The 17,529-nt window shown below is 47.0% G+C and carries 14 protein-coding genes and 1 tRNA gene; 9 read left to right on the forward strand and 6 right to left on the reverse strand.

Annotated features, from left to right (window positions below; translation table 11 throughout):
* Positions 1-83: 83 nt before the first annotated feature.
* A complete protein-coding gene (locus J07HQW2_RS07695; RefSeq protein ID WP_021054875.1) occupies positions 84-2,312 on the reverse strand; it encodes a CDC48 family AAA ATPase in 2,229 nt (742 codons plus the stop codon).
* A 291-nt stretch (positions 2,313-2,603) separates the two neighbouring features.
* On the opposite strand from J07HQW2_RS07695, the gene larC reads away from it, so the two are divergent.
* Positions 2,604-4,082: a nickel pincer cofactor biosynthesis protein LarC gene (gene larC / locus J07HQW2_RS07700; RefSeq protein WP_021054876.1), complete on the forward strand. Its 1,479-nt coding sequence runs from the start codon at positions 2,604-2,606 to the stop codon at positions 4,080-4,082.
* 43 nt (positions 4,083-4,125) lie between these two features.
* On the opposite strand, the gene J07HQW2_RS07705 is transcribed toward larC, so the two are convergent.
* On the reverse strand, positions 4,126-4,869 hold the full coding sequence (locus J07HQW2_RS07705) for a hypothetical protein (protein ID WP_021054877.1): 744 nt from the start codon (positions 4,867-4,869) through the stop codon (positions 4,126-4,128).
* A 264-nt stretch (positions 4,870-5,133) separates the two neighbouring features.
* On the opposite strand from J07HQW2_RS07705, the gene J07HQW2_RS07710 reads away from it, so the two are divergent.
* On the forward strand, positions 5,134-5,913 hold the full coding sequence (locus J07HQW2_RS07710) for an AAA family ATPase (RefSeq protein WP_021054878.1): 780 nt from the start codon (positions 5,134-5,136) through the stop codon (positions 5,911-5,913).
* 445 nt (positions 5,914-6,358) lie between these two features.
* On the opposite strand, the gene J07HQW2_RS07715 is transcribed toward J07HQW2_RS07710, so the two are convergent.
* The gene (locus tag J07HQW2_RS07715; RefSeq protein WP_021054879.1) at positions 6,359-7,507 is read right to left on the reverse strand and encodes a CBS domain-containing protein; all 1,149 of its coding nucleotides are present in this window, start codon (positions 7,505-7,507) and stop codon (positions 6,359-6,361) included.
* Between the two features lie 90 nt (positions 7,508-7,597).
* Entirely contained in the window at positions 7,598-8,401 is an 804-nt protein-coding gene (fer, locus tag J07HQW2_RS07720) for a ferredoxin Fer (RefSeq protein WP_343122435.1), read from the reverse strand.
* A gap of 541 nt (positions 8,402-8,942) precedes the next feature.
* Between fer and J07HQW2_RS07725 the strand changes: the two genes are divergently transcribed.
* Positions 8,943-9,377, forward strand: coding sequence for a low molecular weight phosphatase family protein (locus tag J07HQW2_RS07725; RefSeq protein WP_021054881.1), 435 nt, complete (start codon positions 8,943-8,945; stop codon positions 9,375-9,377).
* 162 nt (positions 9,378-9,539) lie between these two features.
* Here J07HQW2_RS07725 and J07HQW2_RS07730 read toward each other — a convergent pair.
* Positions 9,540-9,614, reverse strand: a tRNA-Val gene (locus tag J07HQW2_RS07730).
* Between the two features lie 158 nt (positions 9,615-9,772).
* Here J07HQW2_RS07730 and trpD point away from each other — a divergent pair.
* The 6 genes from trpD to J07HQW2_RS07760 all read left to right on the forward strand — a co-directional run bounded on the left by trpD (position 9,773) and on the right by J07HQW2_RS07760 (position 16,315).
* The gene (gene trpD / locus J07HQW2_RS07735; RefSeq protein ID WP_021054882.1) at positions 9,773-10,798 is read left to right on the forward strand and encodes an anthranilate phosphoribosyltransferase; all 1,026 of its coding nucleotides are present in this window, start codon (positions 9,773-9,775) and stop codon (positions 10,796-10,798) included.
* Positions 10,798-11,541: a phosphoribosylanthranilate isomerase gene (locus J07HQW2_RS07740; protein WP_021054883.1), complete on the forward strand. Its 744-nt coding sequence runs from the start codon at positions 10,798-10,800 to the stop codon at positions 11,539-11,541. Before trpD ends, J07HQW2_RS07740 begins: the two co-directional genes overlap by 1 nt.
* Positions 11,538-13,331, forward strand: coding sequence for an anthranilate synthase component I (gene trpE, locus J07HQW2_RS07745; protein ID WP_021054884.1), 1,794 nt, complete (start codon positions 11,538-11,540; stop codon positions 13,329-13,331). Before J07HQW2_RS07740 ends, trpE begins: the two co-directional genes overlap by 4 nt.
* Positions 13,328-14,071: an aminodeoxychorismate/anthranilate synthase component II gene (locus tag J07HQW2_RS07750; protein ID WP_021054885.1), complete on the forward strand. Its 744-nt coding sequence runs from the start codon at positions 13,328-13,330 to the stop codon at positions 14,069-14,071. Before trpE ends, J07HQW2_RS07750 begins: the two co-directional genes overlap by 4 nt.
* Positions 14,072-14,367: 296 nt before the next feature.
* Positions 14,368-15,477 carry an NAD(P)/FAD-dependent oxidoreductase gene (locus tag J07HQW2_RS07755; protein ID WP_021054886.1) on the forward strand — a complete coding sequence of 370 codons (1,110 nt, stop codon included), beginning with the start codon at positions 14,368-14,370 and terminating at the stop codon, positions 15,475-15,477.
* A gap of 58 nt (positions 15,478-15,535) precedes the next feature.
* The gene (locus tag J07HQW2_RS07760) at positions 15,536-16,315 is read left to right on the forward strand and encodes a PHP-associated domain-containing protein (protein ID WP_021054887.1); all 780 of its coding nucleotides are present in this window, start codon (positions 15,536-15,538) and stop codon (positions 16,313-16,315) included.
* Positions 16,316-16,394: 79 nt separating this feature from the next.
* On the opposite strand, the gene J07HQW2_RS07765 is transcribed toward J07HQW2_RS07760, so the two are convergent.
* A complete protein-coding gene (locus J07HQW2_RS07765) occupies positions 16,395-17,465 on the reverse strand; it encodes a siroheme decarboxylase subunit beta (RefSeq protein WP_021054888.1) in 1,071 nt (356 codons plus the stop codon).
* Between the last annotated feature and the right edge of the window lie 64 nt (positions 17,466-17,529).

Here is a 17,529-nt window from a genome sequence, read left to right on the forward strand (position 1 = left end):
TGATCAAATTTGTCTCAGTCAAGTTGAGTCCTAACAGCAGAAAGCGTGAAACCGCAGAATAAGTAGTGTCTATTCAGTGATTGTTATTGGAATCCAATCCGACCATCCTGTCGTCCACCGGGAAGGCGACTCTGTGTTCCGCCTTTGAATTCCTCTTGCATGTCCTCATAGTAATTCATGAGATCATCGGTGATTGTTGGTCGCACAGACTCCATCGCTTTACGAAAGTGACGCATTTCAATTTCCTGTGCATCACCATCTTCTCGAAGCGCCTCAATCGCTGCCTCACGTGCAACTGATTCGAGATCAGATCCAACGTAGCCATCAGTTATCTCTGCAATCTCTCTGAGACTTACATCCGGTGCAAGCGGTGATTCACGGGTATGTATCTTGAGAATCTGTTCACGACCTTCCTCATCGGGCTGTCCGATGAGCACCAATCGGTCAAATCGACCTGAGCGGATGAGTGCTGGGTCAATCATATCTGGTCTGTTAGTTGCAGCAATGACCATCACATTTCCATTTTCTTCAAGCCCATCAAGCTCTGTCAGTAGCTGATTGACGACTCGCTCAGAGACGTTATTTCCTGTTCCGCCGCCTCGACTTGGAGCAAGACTATCGAGTTCATCAAAGAAAATGACTGTTGGACTGACCTGTCGTGCTTTCCGGAAGGTCTGTCGAATTGCCTTCTCTGACTCACCAACCCATTTTGAGAGTAACTGTGGACCTCGCACTGAGATGAAGTTTGCATTGGTCTCATTGGCAACAGCCTTTGCAATGAGTGTCTTGCCTGTCCCTGGCGGTCCATATAATAAGACACCCTTGGGTGCTTCGATACCCATCCGTTCAAACCGACCACGGGATGTAATGGGCCACTCAACGCTTTCTTTTACCTTCTGAGTTGGACTCTCAAGTCCGCCAACATCATCCCAAGACACCTTCGGTAACTCAACAAGGACTTCACGCATCGCAGAGGGCTCAACATCAGAGAGTGCGTCATTGAAATCGGCGCGTTTGACGATCATCCGGTCAATGAGGCTTGGAGGAACGTCTTCCTCATCAAGGTCAATCTCTGGTAGGTAGCGTCGTAGCGCTTTCATCGCTGCCTCTTTTGTCAAGGATTCAATATCTGCGCCAACAAAGCCATGGGTCTCATCTGCAAGATAATCCAATGAGACGTCATCAGAGAGTGGCATTCCGCGAGTGTGAATCTGAAGGATTTCTTTCCGACCAACTTCATCAGGGACTCCAATTTCGATTTCACGGTCAAATCGGCCTGGGCGACGGAGTGCAGGATCGACACTGTCAACACGGTTGGTCGCGCCAATCACAATAACTTGCCCACGAGTCTCGAGCCCATCCATCATCGTCAGTAATTGTGCGACGACTCGGCGCTCAACCTCGCCGGTAACATCTTCGCGTTTTGGTGCGATTGAGTCGAGTTCATCAATGAAGATAATCGATGGTGATTCCTCAGTCGCATCCTCAAATATTTCACGGAGCTGTTGTTCGGACTCGCCGTAGTATTTTGAGATAATCTCTGGACCTGCAATTGAGAAGAAGCTTGCAGATGTCTCATTAGCGACAGCCTTTGCCAGGAGTGTCTTACCCGTTCCTGGCGGTCCATGAAGTAATACACCCTGTGGTGGTTCAATTCCTAGTTTCTTGAAGATCTGTGGGTGTTTCATCGGTAGTTCAACCATTTCACGGACGCGTTGAATCTCGTTTTGGAGTCCACCGATGTCTTCGTAGGTTATTCCACCACCAGTTTTTTCAAATCCTGAGATCGGTTCCTCACGGAGCTCAACCTCTGTATCTTCAGTCACCAGACAAACACCATCCGGTTCTGTATTCACTGCAATAAGTGGGATCGCTTGACCGGGTGAACGCATGAAGGGGTGATTCGTCGATGACATTACAGGAACGATATCGCGTTCAACAACCGGGCGCTTGAGAATTTGTCGTTTAACCATCCCAGCAGCATCCGAGCCAAACTGGACGCTTGCCTCCTCAGGTGGTGCTAATACTAGTTTTTCAGCTTTCGTTGTCTCAGCCTTCCGTATGGTAACACGTTCGCCGATACTAACATCGGCATTTTGTCTCGTAAAGCCGTCAACGCGGACAGTATCAGTATTCCAGTCTTGCCTATCAGCGCGCCACACCTTTGCTGCGGTAGTATCAGCGCCTTCGATCTCGATAATATCGCCTGGTGAGAGTTTCAGATGGAGTAGCGTGTCCGGGTCAAGACGGGCGATACCACGTCCTGAGTCGTTTGGGTACGCCTTCGCCACTTCAAGTTGGACTTCGTTCATAATTGAAAATCGCGGGGGTGCCTCCCGCTACATTTCAGGTCCTGAGTAAGTCTGTTTTCCGATTCGGCCGATGACTCACTCAGACTGTGGCACTATACCACATATTAACTTCGGCGGATACAAATCCCTGACGCCTGCGGCAGTGAGTATCCAAACAGTTGTACACAATCGGTTATTCACTGAATCACTCCACACTCCATGGTCACGCCCGGGATATTCGGCTTGGGTTAGATAGGTTATGAATTATTCATAAATGCGCGAGCATATGTGGTTACAGACAGAGAAAGAATCATGTCGCTACTCGTGTTCGATGGTCAGATGGGTGCAAGTGGGGATATGATCCTTGCAGCGCTTATTTCAGCAGGCGCTTCACCAGATGTACTTAGCCCTATCGAAGATGCTCTTGGAATACGATATGTCATTGATACTGAGACAAAAGGTGGTATCGCTGCGACACGGGTTCGCATTGTAGTTGACTCTGAGACTACACATACTCACTCTGAGAATCAATCAATTGGACACAAAAGAGACCAGGGGCAAGCACACACGCACGATGAGTCATGGACTAATGAGCAACATACACACAACACAACAGAAAGTGACGATCATACACATAGTTATGATGGAGATGATACTAAGAGTCATAACCATGGTCACGATCATGACGAGTCAGACGAAATAGAGGGTCATGGTCCAACGCGTTCTTACAAAGAAGTAATTGAGATTGTTGAGGGGATGGGACTTGATGCAGATGTTGAATCAACAGCAAGGAAAATTTTTAATCAGCTTGGTACCGCTGAAGCAGCAGTGCATGGAACATCGCTCTCATCGACACAGTTTCACGAAGTTGGCGCAGACGATGCGATTGCTGATATCGTGGGAGCAGTACTTTTGCTCACAGACCTGGATATTGATCAGGTGTATGTGACACCGGTATCAACTGGTAGTGGAGAGATAACGATGTCACACGGCTCATTTTCGGTTCCACCACCCGCAGTCGTCGAGATTGCTGGAGAAGCAACATGGTCGCTTCGTGGTGGTCCAGTTGAAGCTGAACTCCTCACGCCAACAGGCGCTGCGATATTAGCACACATTGCTGAGGGTGTGCGAACACTTCCAGCGCTTGATGTAACAACGACTAGCTATGGTGCTGGTGGATACGACTTTGAGGAGTACCCAAATGTTCTTCGCGCTATTGTTGGAAGATCACCAACATCGACAGTGAGTGATGTCAGCATAGATGCGAGTAGTGTAGATGAATCACAATCTGTCTCAGAGACAGATGAGTTTACATTTGATCGTGAATCGATTGTTGTATTAGAGACAAATCTTGACGATGCTACCCCTGAGGTACTTGGTAGTCTTCAGAAGACATTGACAGATGTTGGTGCACTCGATGTAACAATTGTTCCAACAGCAATGAAGAAATCACGACCTGGACATCTGATCAAAGTTATTGTGAAGCCAGATGATGCGTCGGGTGTTGCTCAGCGACTTGCAGCTGAGACTGGTACATTAGGTATTCGCGAGCATCCTGCCCGGCATCGCTGGCGCGCTGATCGGAAACTTCAGACCATTACGCTGACAGTTGATGACAATGAGTACGAAATTACGGTCAAAATCGCAAGTGATGGTGACGGGATAGTGTATGATTACAGTGCAGAGTATGATGATGCACTCGCAGTCGCAACAACGACCGGTCGTCCTGTGCGTGAGATACGTCGTCAGGCAGAGGCAGCCGCCAGATCAATAGTGAGTTCAGATTCATGAATTCTCTCACTACACTTGACCGGTAGTGATAATTTGTTTCTATTTACTCGTCGCCACGATGAACTGAAAGCGCTTCTCCAAGTGTGAGCTCTCCAACGGCAACACGACGGGCGAGCTCAGCATCAATAGTTCGATTCTCAGGAGCCATCTGACGTGAACGGTCTTTTATACGCTGGATTTCACCGGCTGTTGGTTCAAGTGTTCGCGTTTCCGTAATTTCACCGCTTCGCCGGGCAATATTGATTGCTGCAAGTACATCGCCCATTCCACGTGCGCCTGCCCCAAGATACGGTGTCGTTCCTGCTTCATCAACAATCTCAACGACAACATCTTCGAGGTCATTGACCAATTGCGCACCTTGGAGCCGGGCGCCGTCACCAATCCGGACAATTGGGTCAGGATCATCGATGTCTGTCAGTTCAGATTTGATCGTTTCAACAGCCTCTGATAGCGGGACTTGGAATGCACTAATCACTTCATCACCGACGAGAATAGCAATGCCAGGATTCGAGCCAGGGTCAACACCTACAATCGTTCGCCCATCATCACCACCGCGAAGTATTGAGACTGCTGATTCAACTGCACGACGTGCTTCTGACCCAGCGACAACAACACTTTCAGCGTCAGGAGGAAGCGAGACTGTATCGGCTGGTGTCCGAATAATGACTTGTGTGCCCGGAGGAGGGTCTGTCCCTGATTCAATTGTGGTGAATCGCACATCTCTGTCCCGCAGCTCGCCGACGACATCGTGATACAACTCAAAGTCGTCGGTGGCGACGACAATCACGTCTTATACTCAGTACCCACTACAGTTATTAGTTGTCAGTATTGTTGGTGCAGTTTATAAACCGTCAGACATCTTCCAGAGAATTTCAGTAAATAGAGTTCTTGTGTTTTAGATAAGACATTTTCACAATCACACTGAGATGCTGTTTCAAGTATGCTTCCGTATATCATCTCGTTATTTTATTCAATATATGTAGCAGCGGTGAGAATTTTCAAGAGTGCTCAAATCGAGGGGTTTTTCGCTTGAGGTCTCTCACTCACCGGCGTGTCACGACCACTCTCGACAGGGTGTCAATCGCTTGATTCCCTTCTCGGTGGAGGATTTGAGCGCGGAACTGTCACGCAAGTTTATGGACCTCCTGCCGCAGGGAAAACAAACATTATGCTTTCAGCGGCTCTTCATACTGCAGCAGCTGATAGCATGGCTATTTATGTTGATACTGAGGGAATCTCATCGGATCGTTTTCGACAGATTGCAAACGGCGTTACTGATGAGCTATCCTCAGCGGATCGTGAATCCCTCACCTCACAGGTTATGATATCTGACGCCCATGATTTCGAGGCACAAGCAGTCGCAGTTCGTGACACTGCAGAATTCGCTCACCGCGCTGATATCATTATTCTTGATAGTGCAACCGGGTTTTATCGACTTCAACGAACGCTCGGAGGGACTCTTGAGAATAATGTCGAGTCGAGGCAATCCTCGGCGGGAAGTACAGAGAACACAGAACGCACTGAGAATGCAGATGATGGTGATACACTTCGCCGACTTACGACCCAGATCACACATCTTCTCTCACTTGCTCGAAAGCATGACCTTGCTGTCGTCATTACGAATCAGGTCTTTACCGATCCTGATACTGACCGGGTTCGACCACTCGGCGGGTATACCTTAGAACATTGGACAGGGACGGTCCTTAGACTTGAACGGTTTCGCGGTGGTAAACGACGGGCGACTCTCGAGAAACACCGATCGAAGCCAACCGGTGAATCTGAAACGTTCGTCATCACTGACAGTGGTGTTGCAGATAACAAGATTGAATAATACCAACAGTAGGCTTAATGCCGTCTGCTTGGCCTGATAGTGCGTCCAATAACCAAATATAGAGGAACACTCCAAAATAATTCAGATTGTCACATCTATAGGAATTAATATTAGTATAGTCAGGTGACAATCAGGTCTGTACTGTGATTTGATTTCCATCTTTATGTGTTCGTATGTTTCTAACTGCGAACACTATCGGTAAAATGGAGATTAATTCTTGCTGTCGAATAGCTTAGTTTATGTAAGATATAAATATATGTTGACACTGAATTTTAATTTAATTACTATAGTGGAGCGTATTCGAGAATTAGTCTAACCTACCCTAGTCGTGATTATTACTGGTCGGTTTCTGGTATGAAAATTGAGTCGGCAAGAAATCAGACATATATTTCGTGAAAGTATAAAACCGACCTCACAGAGACTCAGACTCAGACTTAGACTTAGATTACAGTTCACCCAACTTCCGAATCAATTGCCCGCGATATCGTTCATCAGCATTGACACCTTTCATTTCGAGCACATTCCGTTCAAGCTTATCAAGTGCAACATGAAATGCATTTTCAGCACCATATCCTTCGCCACTTCCCGCGACTTGTCCGAGACTCGTTCGAAGTCGAATCTGACACTGCATGAGCGGTGTCCCCCGAAGTTTCTCTTTATGTTCATGAAGTCGGACATGCGCATGAAGGACCTGCATCTGCTGATATTTGTCCACAACATCAGTAATCGATTCAACGATCTCTGTTCGAGTGAGCGTTTCAAGAAGTCCGATATTTGTAATTTGAACATCCATCGACTCCTCTTCGGTAAATGTGAGTGCTCTGAGCACGTCTGTCTTCGTGAGAACTCCCTTGACTGTTGTATCACCGGTAGCAGGCGTCACCACCAGTCCCGAGATATCATTATCAAACATGCGCTCAACAGCATCACTTACTGGTTCACCGGGTTGGGCAGTAATAACTGGTGCAGACATTAGATCATAAACAGGGAGATCAAGCATACGGTCAATGTCACCGCTGCGGTCCCCACGACCTTGTCGGTCATCGTCGCGAACGACAAAGTCGATAATGTCGTGTGTGGTAAGAATGCCGGTAAGTGAGCTTAATTCGTCCTGTTCGACCACTGGAACACGGGAAATGCTATGTTCACGGAGTTTATTTATTGCTTCTCCGAGAGGTGATTGCTCAGCGACATCTACAACATCATCAGTGAAGATATCTTCAACAGAAATTGCATCAAGATTTTCAAGAACAGCTTCCAAGATATTCTCGCCTGTGACAATACCATAGAGTTGCTGACCCTCAAATACAGGGGCGACATTGACATCGCCCTCAACCAACATCCGAGCGGCTTCGCGGACATCCTCATCCCGGTCTAGTTTTGGTGCTGATTTCGTAACAACAGCCACTTTTGTGTCATTATCCATCCGCGATCGGACTAATTGTTTTTCACCGACAACACCGGTGTACTCTCCCTGTTCAGTGATGATTATTCCATTTGGTCGTTCACGGTCAAAGATAGACCGAATTTTGCCTAACCGCTTGTCAGCATGAGCCTCAACGTAATCAGGAGTGGCAATAGTAGTGATATCCATAGCGGTTTACTCTTCCAATCAATCCATTAACCAGCCGTCATATTGAAACTTCGCTCTATTTTCTGCGTATCGAGAGCAATGAGAACATTTTTATGATAAATCATTACTATGAGTATTACCAAACTGCTCAGCAGGAAGACGTAGTTCTTTCAACCCAGGGAGCTGTTCGATGTTAAATACAACCTGTAGATCATTACTCACGGGTTGACCGATACAAGATAGTCGGATACCTCGATTAACCATCCCATCGGTGAGGATGGTGCTGACACTCATCTCAACAACTCCATCAATGACAGCAATCGCACAATTCGCACATGCACCGCCTCGACAGGCATATGGCCATGAGAATCCATAGCGCTCAGCGGCTTCAAGTAATGATTCACGAGGTTCAACAACAAAGATTCCGTGAGTATCGATATCAAGATCAACTGCATCGGCTTTTGCAAAGAGGTCCGGATCCGTGAGTTTCCATCCATAGTCAGCGAGAATTTCATAATCAAGATACTCAACGGTTGGTCCGAGTGTATCGGTCTCATCCGCCTCATCAACGGAACTGGAACTCGATGCTGACGTTGATGTCGGCTCTGTATCACCACTCTGTGTAGTTGTGGTATAGTCTGCTTCGGTAGCTATATTAAACTCACTCGCGGGAGCCCCAGAGTCAATATGCTCATAAGCGCGACGGACGCGTTTGAATTCTGTAAGCGATCCTCCGTGGTCAGGATGTACCTCTTTTATGCGCGTGCGATATGCCTGAAGAATCGTCTCTTCATCAGCGCTTGGGGATATGCCAAGTATATCGTAGACCGACGACACAACCATTGCTCTGTGGTCAGGCTGATTAGTCTCTTCCTTCTGATTGCGCTTTCCCTCATAGACTAACGCTTTTGTCAAGAAATCAGCCTGTTTGATGGGTATAGTGAGATCGCTTATTCAGGCGATTGGTGAGTGTCCGCACGACCGTGAGACCAATACCAACTTGCAATTAAGCGAAATCGACATTCAATGGTATATACTATATATACAGAAGTACGCTCAGCTCCTTGGATGGATAGAATTAGCATTCGTAAAAATTGTCTAAATTTGACATTTTCTCTATCCCGAAGGGTGGGGTAGTTCACCCTTGCAATTCCAATAACCACATGATGACTCGTTTGTTATGACTAGGAGTAATGATTATACGCTATCTGAGAGTATTGTATTCTCTCTAAGTTACCCAGATAAACTGAAAGTTACCCGACAGGTGTCACTGTCAAACCTAAAGATGGATTTATTACTAACAAGGGGGTACAGACGCTTTTGAACCGCTTGCTAAGACAGTTGATCGTCTTTACCATATCACGGTTAGAGCGTAATAATATATGTATTAAAAACTATTGTCGGTAATATAGAGTACATATAAGAATTTAATCTGATGGTCAGTCTCTGTATGATTATGTCAGAGGGTTCGCCAACAAAGCTTGGGTTTATTTGTGTTCAAAACGCTGGGCGTAATCAGATGTCAGCGGCATTCGCTGAGCGCGAGCGGGACCGTCGAGGAGTTAATGATGGTATTGATATCATCACGGGAGGAACCGACCCAGCCGATGATGTACATGAAGAGGTTGTGAAAGTAATGAATGAGATTAACATCGATATCTCCGGTCAAACGCCACGAAAGGTCTCAACAGAAGAACTTGAATCGTGTGATATTGTTGCAACAATGGGTTGTTCGACACTGAAGATTGATGCTGAGGAGATTGATATCCGTGATTGGGCACTTGACGACCCGGATAATAAAGATCTTGAGCAAGTGCGCGTAATCCGAGATGAGATTGAAGGGCGAGTCGTAGCCCTCTTTGACCACGTGGGCACTCAGACAACAGTATAGAAGGTATATCGTCAGTTCAATACAGTAATAAACTGGCTGATTTCTCTCCATGAATATGAGCGTATGTTTGCCATCCATGGAGTAAATACCATGAGCTACTCAGATGATAATTACTGTCGGTAGTAAGTGTAATTTACTTGAGACAAGAATAATCGATTGCAGTGGGTTGGGGCAGATTTGAACTGCCGACCTCCTCCATGTCAAGGAGGTGTCATAACCAGACTAGACCACCAACCCGCTAGACACGGTTTTACTACATTCCACAGTATCTGCACAACGTAATTGAAGGTTTCGTTTCGATAGTCACGGACCGCGTCGCTAGGCAACTTCCGGTATGCTTATACTAATGAACTGATTTGTACATTCTAACCCGAAGACGTACATTGGTGACCACGATGACACTACAAGATTATATTGAGCGGGCAGCTGAGGGAATTGACTTATCATATGATGATTCCCGAGACGCAGCGAAGCTCCTCTTCGAAGATGCAACTGAAGCACAGATTGGTGCTTTACTAGCGGCGCTTCGAGCGAAAGGTGAGACTGAGACTGAAATCGCTGGTTTTGCGCGTGGAATGCGTGATGCAGCCCGGACCATCACTCCTGACCGCACACCGCTCGTTGATACTTGTGGTACTGGAGGTGATGATTATGACACGATCAATGTATCAACGACGAGTGCTATCGTTGCCGCTGGTGCCGGGGCAGCGGTCGCAAAGCATGGGAACTACTCTGTATCATCGCAATCTGGGAGTGCAGATGTACTAGCGGTCGCTGGCGCAGACGTCGAGGCAGAACCTCCTGCTGTCGAAACAGCAATCGAGCGTGATGGAATTGGGTTCATGCTTGCTCCTGTATTCCATCCAGCTATGAAAGCTGTTATTGGACCGCGAAAGGAGCTAGGAATGCGAACAGTATTCAATATTCTTGGTCCGCTTACAAACCCTGCTGGAGCAGATGCACAGGTTATCGGTGTTTATGATCCCGAACTTGTTCCTGTGCTTGGGCAAGCTCTCACACAATTGCCTGTTGAACGTGCACTTGTAGTTCATGGCAGTGGGATGGATGAAATTGCACTCCATGATACGACGACTGTTGCAGAGGTTACTGGTGACACTGTTGATGAGTATACGCTTTCACCGGCATCTATTGGGCTTGACTCTGCGCCAGTTGAAGCCGTATCTGGAGGAACACCAGAGGAGAATGCGACCGACCTTCGTGGAATTGTCACTGGAGAAATCAGCGGAGCTAAGCGGGATATTATTCTTGCGAACGCAGGAGCAGCTATCTATATTGCCGGACTCACAGATGATATTGAGAGTGGAGTTGAATATGCTGCAACAACAATTGATACTGGCGACGCTGAAGCCACCTTTGAGACGTTGTGTGCACCAACTTCGTCGTCAACGGAGCAAAACTAATGGCTCGAACTCGTGTGAAAATCTGTGGTGTCACGACTGAGGATGACCTTGCGGCGGTTGTCGCTGCTGGCGCAGATGCAGTTGGGATTATCGCCGATGTCTCCGTTGAAACGCCACGGTCGGTCAGTGTCAAACGCGCAACACAACTCGTTGCCGCTACCCCACCATTTGTCGATACAGTTCTTGTGACAATGCCTGACTCTGTTGTTGATGCAATCGCTCTCGCAGAGCATGTGCAATCGGACGTAATCCAGATTCATGGTGAGTACGATGCCACCGATTTTAGACGTATTAATGAATCAGTCACAGCAGATGTCATTGCTGTTGTTGACGCTGAGATGCCATCACGTGCTCGCTCAGTTGCATCGACAGTTGATGCTGTATTGATAGATTCTGTGGATACTGACGGAGCAGGCGGAACAGGACATACGCATGATTGGACCACAACCGCTGAGATCGCCACTCAATTAGATTCGCCCGTGATTCTTGCTGGTGGGCTTACGCCATCAAATGTCAAATCAGCCGTTCAGACGGTTACTCCGTTTGGTATTGATGTTGCGAGCGGTGTCGAGGATAGTGGTGGCAACAAAGATCACAATGCTGTGACAGCGTTCATTAATCGGGCGACCAACGTTGATATCGCTAGCAATACTGAGACTGGCGTATCAATAGAGGACGCAAACACAGACGGTACATCAGTAGGTGAACCTATGAGCACAACTACATCGGAGGACAATAGATGAGTGATTCGACACCACTCTCAAAGTCTCGGTCAGCATTTATTGCTGAAATAACGAATAAATTGGAGTCGACCTCAGAGCCACTGATCGCACATGTGGCTGCATCGCTTCCAACAGTAACGCCGCTTACTGCATATGCGGCTCTTGTAGCCCGTAGTGATTATGGATTTTTACTTGAGAGTGCTGAAAAGACACCATCAAGTGATCCTGATGGAGCATTCGCACCGGATCATGTAACTGCGGATCGTCATGCACGGTTTTCGTTTGTTGGCTATGACCCTGATGCAGTTATTACTATTTCTCCCGATGAATTTGAGTGTACGACGCTTGGGGGTCGTGCGGCTAAGTATGTCACAACTTCCGACACTAATTTAGATAATAGCGATAATAATACCAGCGGTGATGATGTGCTTGATAATCTCCGTACGGCGATGCCAACATTTCCTCGGGTCGGATTTCCGGATGATGACCGACACCGGCTTCGTGGTGGACTTGTTGGATTTCTTGCCTATGAGGCAGTGTATGATATATGGCTGAATGAGGTTGGGGTTGACCGCCCCGACACACAGACCCCTGATGCAGAATTTGTTCTTACAACCAAAACACTCTCTATTGATCATGCTGACAGGTCGGTATCATTAGTTCTTACCCCGATCATCGCACCTGATGATGATCTTGACGTCATTTATGATGAGCTTGTTGCGGAAGCAATAGATATTCAGGAAACGCTCGAATCAGCCGCTCCACCTGACCCTGATGGGTTCCTCCAGACGAATAGCGCTGCTGGCTCACAGACTGATTATGAGACAGCAGTTCATACTGCAAAGCAACGTGTTCTTGATGGTGATATATATCAAGGTGTCATTTCTCGTGTTCGAGAACAATACGGCGATATTGACCCACTGGGTCTGTATGCATCGCTTCGTGAGGTAAATCCATCGCCATATATGTATTTGCTCAGACATGATGACAGATATATTGTTGGCGCCAGTCCTGAGACACTCGTGTCCGTTCAGGATGATCGGATTGTCTCAAATCCGATTGCCGGTACCTGTTCTCGTGGGAACAGTCCTGTCGAAGATCGACGACTCGCAGGTGAGATGCTTGCAGATGGAAAAGAACGAGCTGAGCATACAATGTTGGTTGATCTCGCTCGGAACGATGTCAGACGTGTTTCTGATCCAGGGAGTGTTCGCGTTGAAGAGTTTATGAACGTCTTAAAGTATAGCCATGTTCAACATATCGAGTCAACCGTCACAGGAACGCTTGCGTCCGATGCTGATGCATTCGATGCAACACGGGCAACGTTCCCAGCAGGGACACTCACAGGAGCCCCAAAGATTCGTGCGATGGAGATTGTTGACAAGCTTGAAACAACACCGCGTGGAGTCTATGGCGGAGGAGTTGGCTATTACTCGTGGTCTGGAGACGCGGACTTTGCAATCGTCATTCGAACTGCAACAATCGAAGATAACGAAACAGCAATCTCAAATGCACACCAAACAGAAATTATCGCTGAAACGGCGCCTGCAACTGTCCGTGTCCAGGCTGGCGCCGGTATTGTCGCTGATAGCGATCCTGCATCTGAATATCGCGAAACTGAGCAGAAGATGGATGGTGTTCTTTCAGCGCTTGAGATGATAACGACGGAGGCAGCAGAAATGGCACAGACACAAACGCAGACTCAGACCACCCAAGCAAACGGAAATCTCAGTGGAGATAGAGACACAGATAACAAAATGGGTGATGATATGAAATCAGAATCATCACACACGGAGGAAGCATCTCGATGACACTTTCGGTACTTGTCATAGATAATTTTGACTCATTCACGTACAATCTTGTCGAATATCTGTCTGAACAACGGATTAATAACGAACCACTCAATGTCGATGTTCTGAAGAACACCGCGTCGCTTGAAGATATTGAGACAATCAATCCTGATGCCATCGTCATTAGCCCCGGTCCGGGACATCCAAAGAATGCTCGTGATGTTGGAGTCACAAATGAAGTTCTGACAACGATATCACAGACCGTGCCAACCCTTGGAGTATGCCTTGGACTTGAAGCAGCAGTGTATGTATATGGGGGTAGTGTTGGTCGTGCACCCGCACCAGTTCATGGGAAGTCATCAACAATCGCTCATGACGGAGCTGGTATTTTCGAGGGGTTTGATCAGACGTTTGAAGCTGGTCGATATCACTCACTAATCGCTACGAATGTGCCTGAGTGCTTTGAAATATCAGCAGCAACGAGAATTGACGATAGTGCAAACCCAACAGGTGATTCGCCGCATGACATCATAACACGAAGAGACTCAGACACAGATTCGGATACTGATGACCTCATCATGGGGATTAGACATCGTGAGTATCCAATTGAGGCAGTGCAATTTCACCCTGAGTCAGTATTGACTGGTATTGGACATGACCTTATCAAAAACTTTCTTAGAAGATGCACATATATTGGCACTGATGATTCTGACAATGACAGTAATACTCAGAGCAAACCCGCCAGTACGACATCTAACTGAGATACCCCTTCCTAAATTAAGACTCTGAGAGATCCGTTTTAGATTTTTATCTGTGTCGTATACCACATACGCGAAGTTTATTGATGAACGATCTGATCTGATCTCTATCATAGTAGAAAATAGAAATACGGCTTCAATCTGCTTGGATGACAATCTCTTGAATTTGGGTATGAAGATAGTATATTAGAATTCAGCATCTGAAGATCAATATATGAGGGAGATAGAAATACTATCAGGATTATTATGTATTCAGGTCTACCCATTACAATCAAGCATACTGGACTCGTTGATACAATATGTCTCAGTCTTCTCGAGGTAATGGTGAGTTAACGGAGACAACGTCGAATGAGGTGGAATCATCCTTTCAAGTTGGAATTGTTGGGGCAGGTCCGGCAGGTGCTGGGGCTGCGTATGCACTTCGTGACAGTGATGCGGATGTGACGATTTTAGAAAAAAGCGGTGGTGTCTGTGGTCGCGCTGCAACACGGCGAAAAGACGGATGTCGATATGATCACGGTGCAAATTATATTAAGGATGCTGACCCCCGAACAGCCGAGTTGATTCCAACGTTAGGAACTGAGGAACTGGTTAATATTGATGAACCAGTCTGGACATTCAACGAAACGGGCGAGATTACTGAGGGTAATAGCCGAGACGAACATAAATGGACATGGACTAAAGGAATCACTCAGTTAGCTAAGCGGCTTCTCGCAGAAACAGATGTGGATGTCACTCATCGAACGCGGGTGGCGGATATTTCACGCGTGGAGAAAGCATGGGTTCTCACTGATACTGATAATACAGACCATGGACCGTTTGACGCATTATTAATCACACCACCTGCTCCACAGACAGTGACACTCCTTGAGGCAACAGCATGGCAGGATAACCGATTGGAAACACTCATTGCAGCCGCTGGAGATGTCGAGTATCGCACCATACGAACAGTGGTGCTTCATTATCCATTTATGAAATCATATCCTTGGTACGGACTTGTCAATGTTGATAAAGAGCACCCAGTCGGGTGGCTTTCACGCGAAGAATGCAAGGATGGACATGTCCCTGATGGAGAAAGTTTATTTATTGCACAGATGAGCCCCGAGTGGTCAACAAATCGATACGACGATCCTGTTGATGTTGCTGGGTCAGACACTGCATCTCATATTGCAGCCTTACTTGATGATGAGCGATATGAGAATCCAGATTGGATCGATGATCAAGGATGGCGGTATGCACTTCCGGAAAATGGAATTGATAACCGAGCTGCCCGAGTTGCAGAGAGCGCTGGCTTGTATGTCGCCGGTGACTGGATTGTTGGTGAGGGAAGAGTCAATAAAGCACTGTGGAACGGATATGACACTGGAACGCGGATCGCGAATGCCCTTTCAATCTCACAACAAGTATAATCACTGTGTTAACGTCTCGCAAAGCACTTTTTAGCTCTTCGGCGTTCTATGGTCGCTTGTGACGCTTACGGTTACTATTGATCCACATGTCCACTCGGTAGCCTCATATGATGCCGATGATCCGGCTGAGTTGTTACTGGAGCAGGCAGCTGAAATTGGATTAGATGCGATTGTGGTAACTGATCATGACATTCTCGATGAGTCACTCCGAGCAGCTGATCTTGCCCCGCGATATGGACTTATTGGAATCCCTGGTGTCGAGGTGTCGACAGCCGATGGACATTTACTCGCGCTAGGCGTCAACTCGCTTCCACCGCGTCAAGTCCCAATGACCGAAACCGTGAGCTGGATCCGCAATCGCGGCGGTGTTGCGATTGTTCCACATCCATTTCAGCGTAGTCGGCACGGGATTCGGAAACGTCGTCTTCGGCAGGTTAACCCGGACGCAATTGAAGTGTACAATTCTTGGGTATTTACCGGGCGCAAAAACCGTCGAGCACGGCAATATGCGGAGGTTAATGAATATCCGGGTGTTGCCGGAAGTGATGCACACAAAGTTGGCTATGTCGGGCGTGCATACACAGAAATCGAAATAACGGATTTCACACGATCAATGTTGACTGCGGATATAATTCTGGATGCAATTCGAAAAGGAGCAACTCGAGTTGAGGGGCGTCGAACACCGATGACGACATCAGCGCGACATTATCTTAATGCAGGAATATCGAAAAGCGGCTTTTATGCGAAACGTGGGGCACTTCGGAGCGGAGCACTCGCAAAAACTGGTATGATTGGAGCAGGACGGTTACTATATCAAGTATCACCGTTCTCTCGGTAACAGTTCCATGAATCTGGGTTCATCTTTCGATCAATCTCTAATATACACGTTTCTGCCGTGTAGTTCAGTATATGTCTGATTACTTTTCTGCAGCACTCACAAGTTCATCATACCGAGCACCAGTCTGTTTCAGTGTTTCTGTCGAATAGAGGCGTTCATGTTCGAAAGGAAGATGTTCGGCTGCTAACTCATCAATCTTTGAATCAACAGCGTTGCTTTCACGTCCATGAATCATCGTAAAGAGATTATATGACCACCCTTGCTCAGGACGTCGTGGTCGGTGATAGCAGAGTGTTACATATGGGAGTTCGCCGACCGCTTCGCCATATGTGTCAAGTTTAGTATCTGGCACATTCCAGACAACCATACAGTTCGCATCAAATCCAGTTACAATATGATTCACAACGCAGCCCACACGTTTGATGCATCCACTAGTGCGGAGTCGATCAACAGCGGTAACAACGGCTGCTGTGTCAGCTTCTGATTCAATTGCAGTTGCAATATCGTTATATGGGGTTATCGAAAGCGGGAATCCATCTTGGATCTCAACAAGTAGCTCAGATTCAAGTTTTGAGAGCCCGCCAGTTGCTTCTTCAGAAATTCGTGTTGCGGATACATCAGTCTCTGAGACGCTCTCTCTAGCAAACGTATCTGTATTGACAACAGGAAATTCGAGGTCAATATAATAGTCAGTTAGCATTGGTAGAGCCAAAATCTCACAATCTGTTTTTGTCTCAATTGAATCAAGTATGCTATCGCGTTTCTCACGAGCACCCGCGGTGACGACAAACCACATGTTCCACTCGTGATTGCGACGATAATTATGATTCACCTGCTGATATTCATTGATAGTGGTAGCAACATCGTCAAAACAACCTGCAGGTGCTGAAACGGCTGCTAGTGTCGAACTTCCAATAACAGGTGGATTCAGAACAGCACCGAATCGTCGGAAAATACCTATTTCACGAAGCTGACGAACTCGAGTGAGTGCATCCGTCTCAGAGATATCAAGCTCTCGACCAACAACTCGAAACGGTCGTTGAGTGATCGGGAATCCACTTTGATATTCATCGATGAGCGCGGCATCGATAACGTCAAGTTCAATATCAAGATCGTGTCCCCAAGTTGTCTCTAAGGCGGTCTCACTCATTGTGATTCATACACACCCAGATAACCTAGATATTTCGGAGTGACTCGACATACGAAGCATATGT

Origin of the sequence: Haloquadratum walsbyi J07HQW2 (assembly GCF_000415985.1) — an archaeon.
Lineage (GTDB): Archaea > Halobacteriota > Halobacteria > Halobacteriales > Haloferacaceae > Haloquadratum > Haloquadratum walsbyi_B.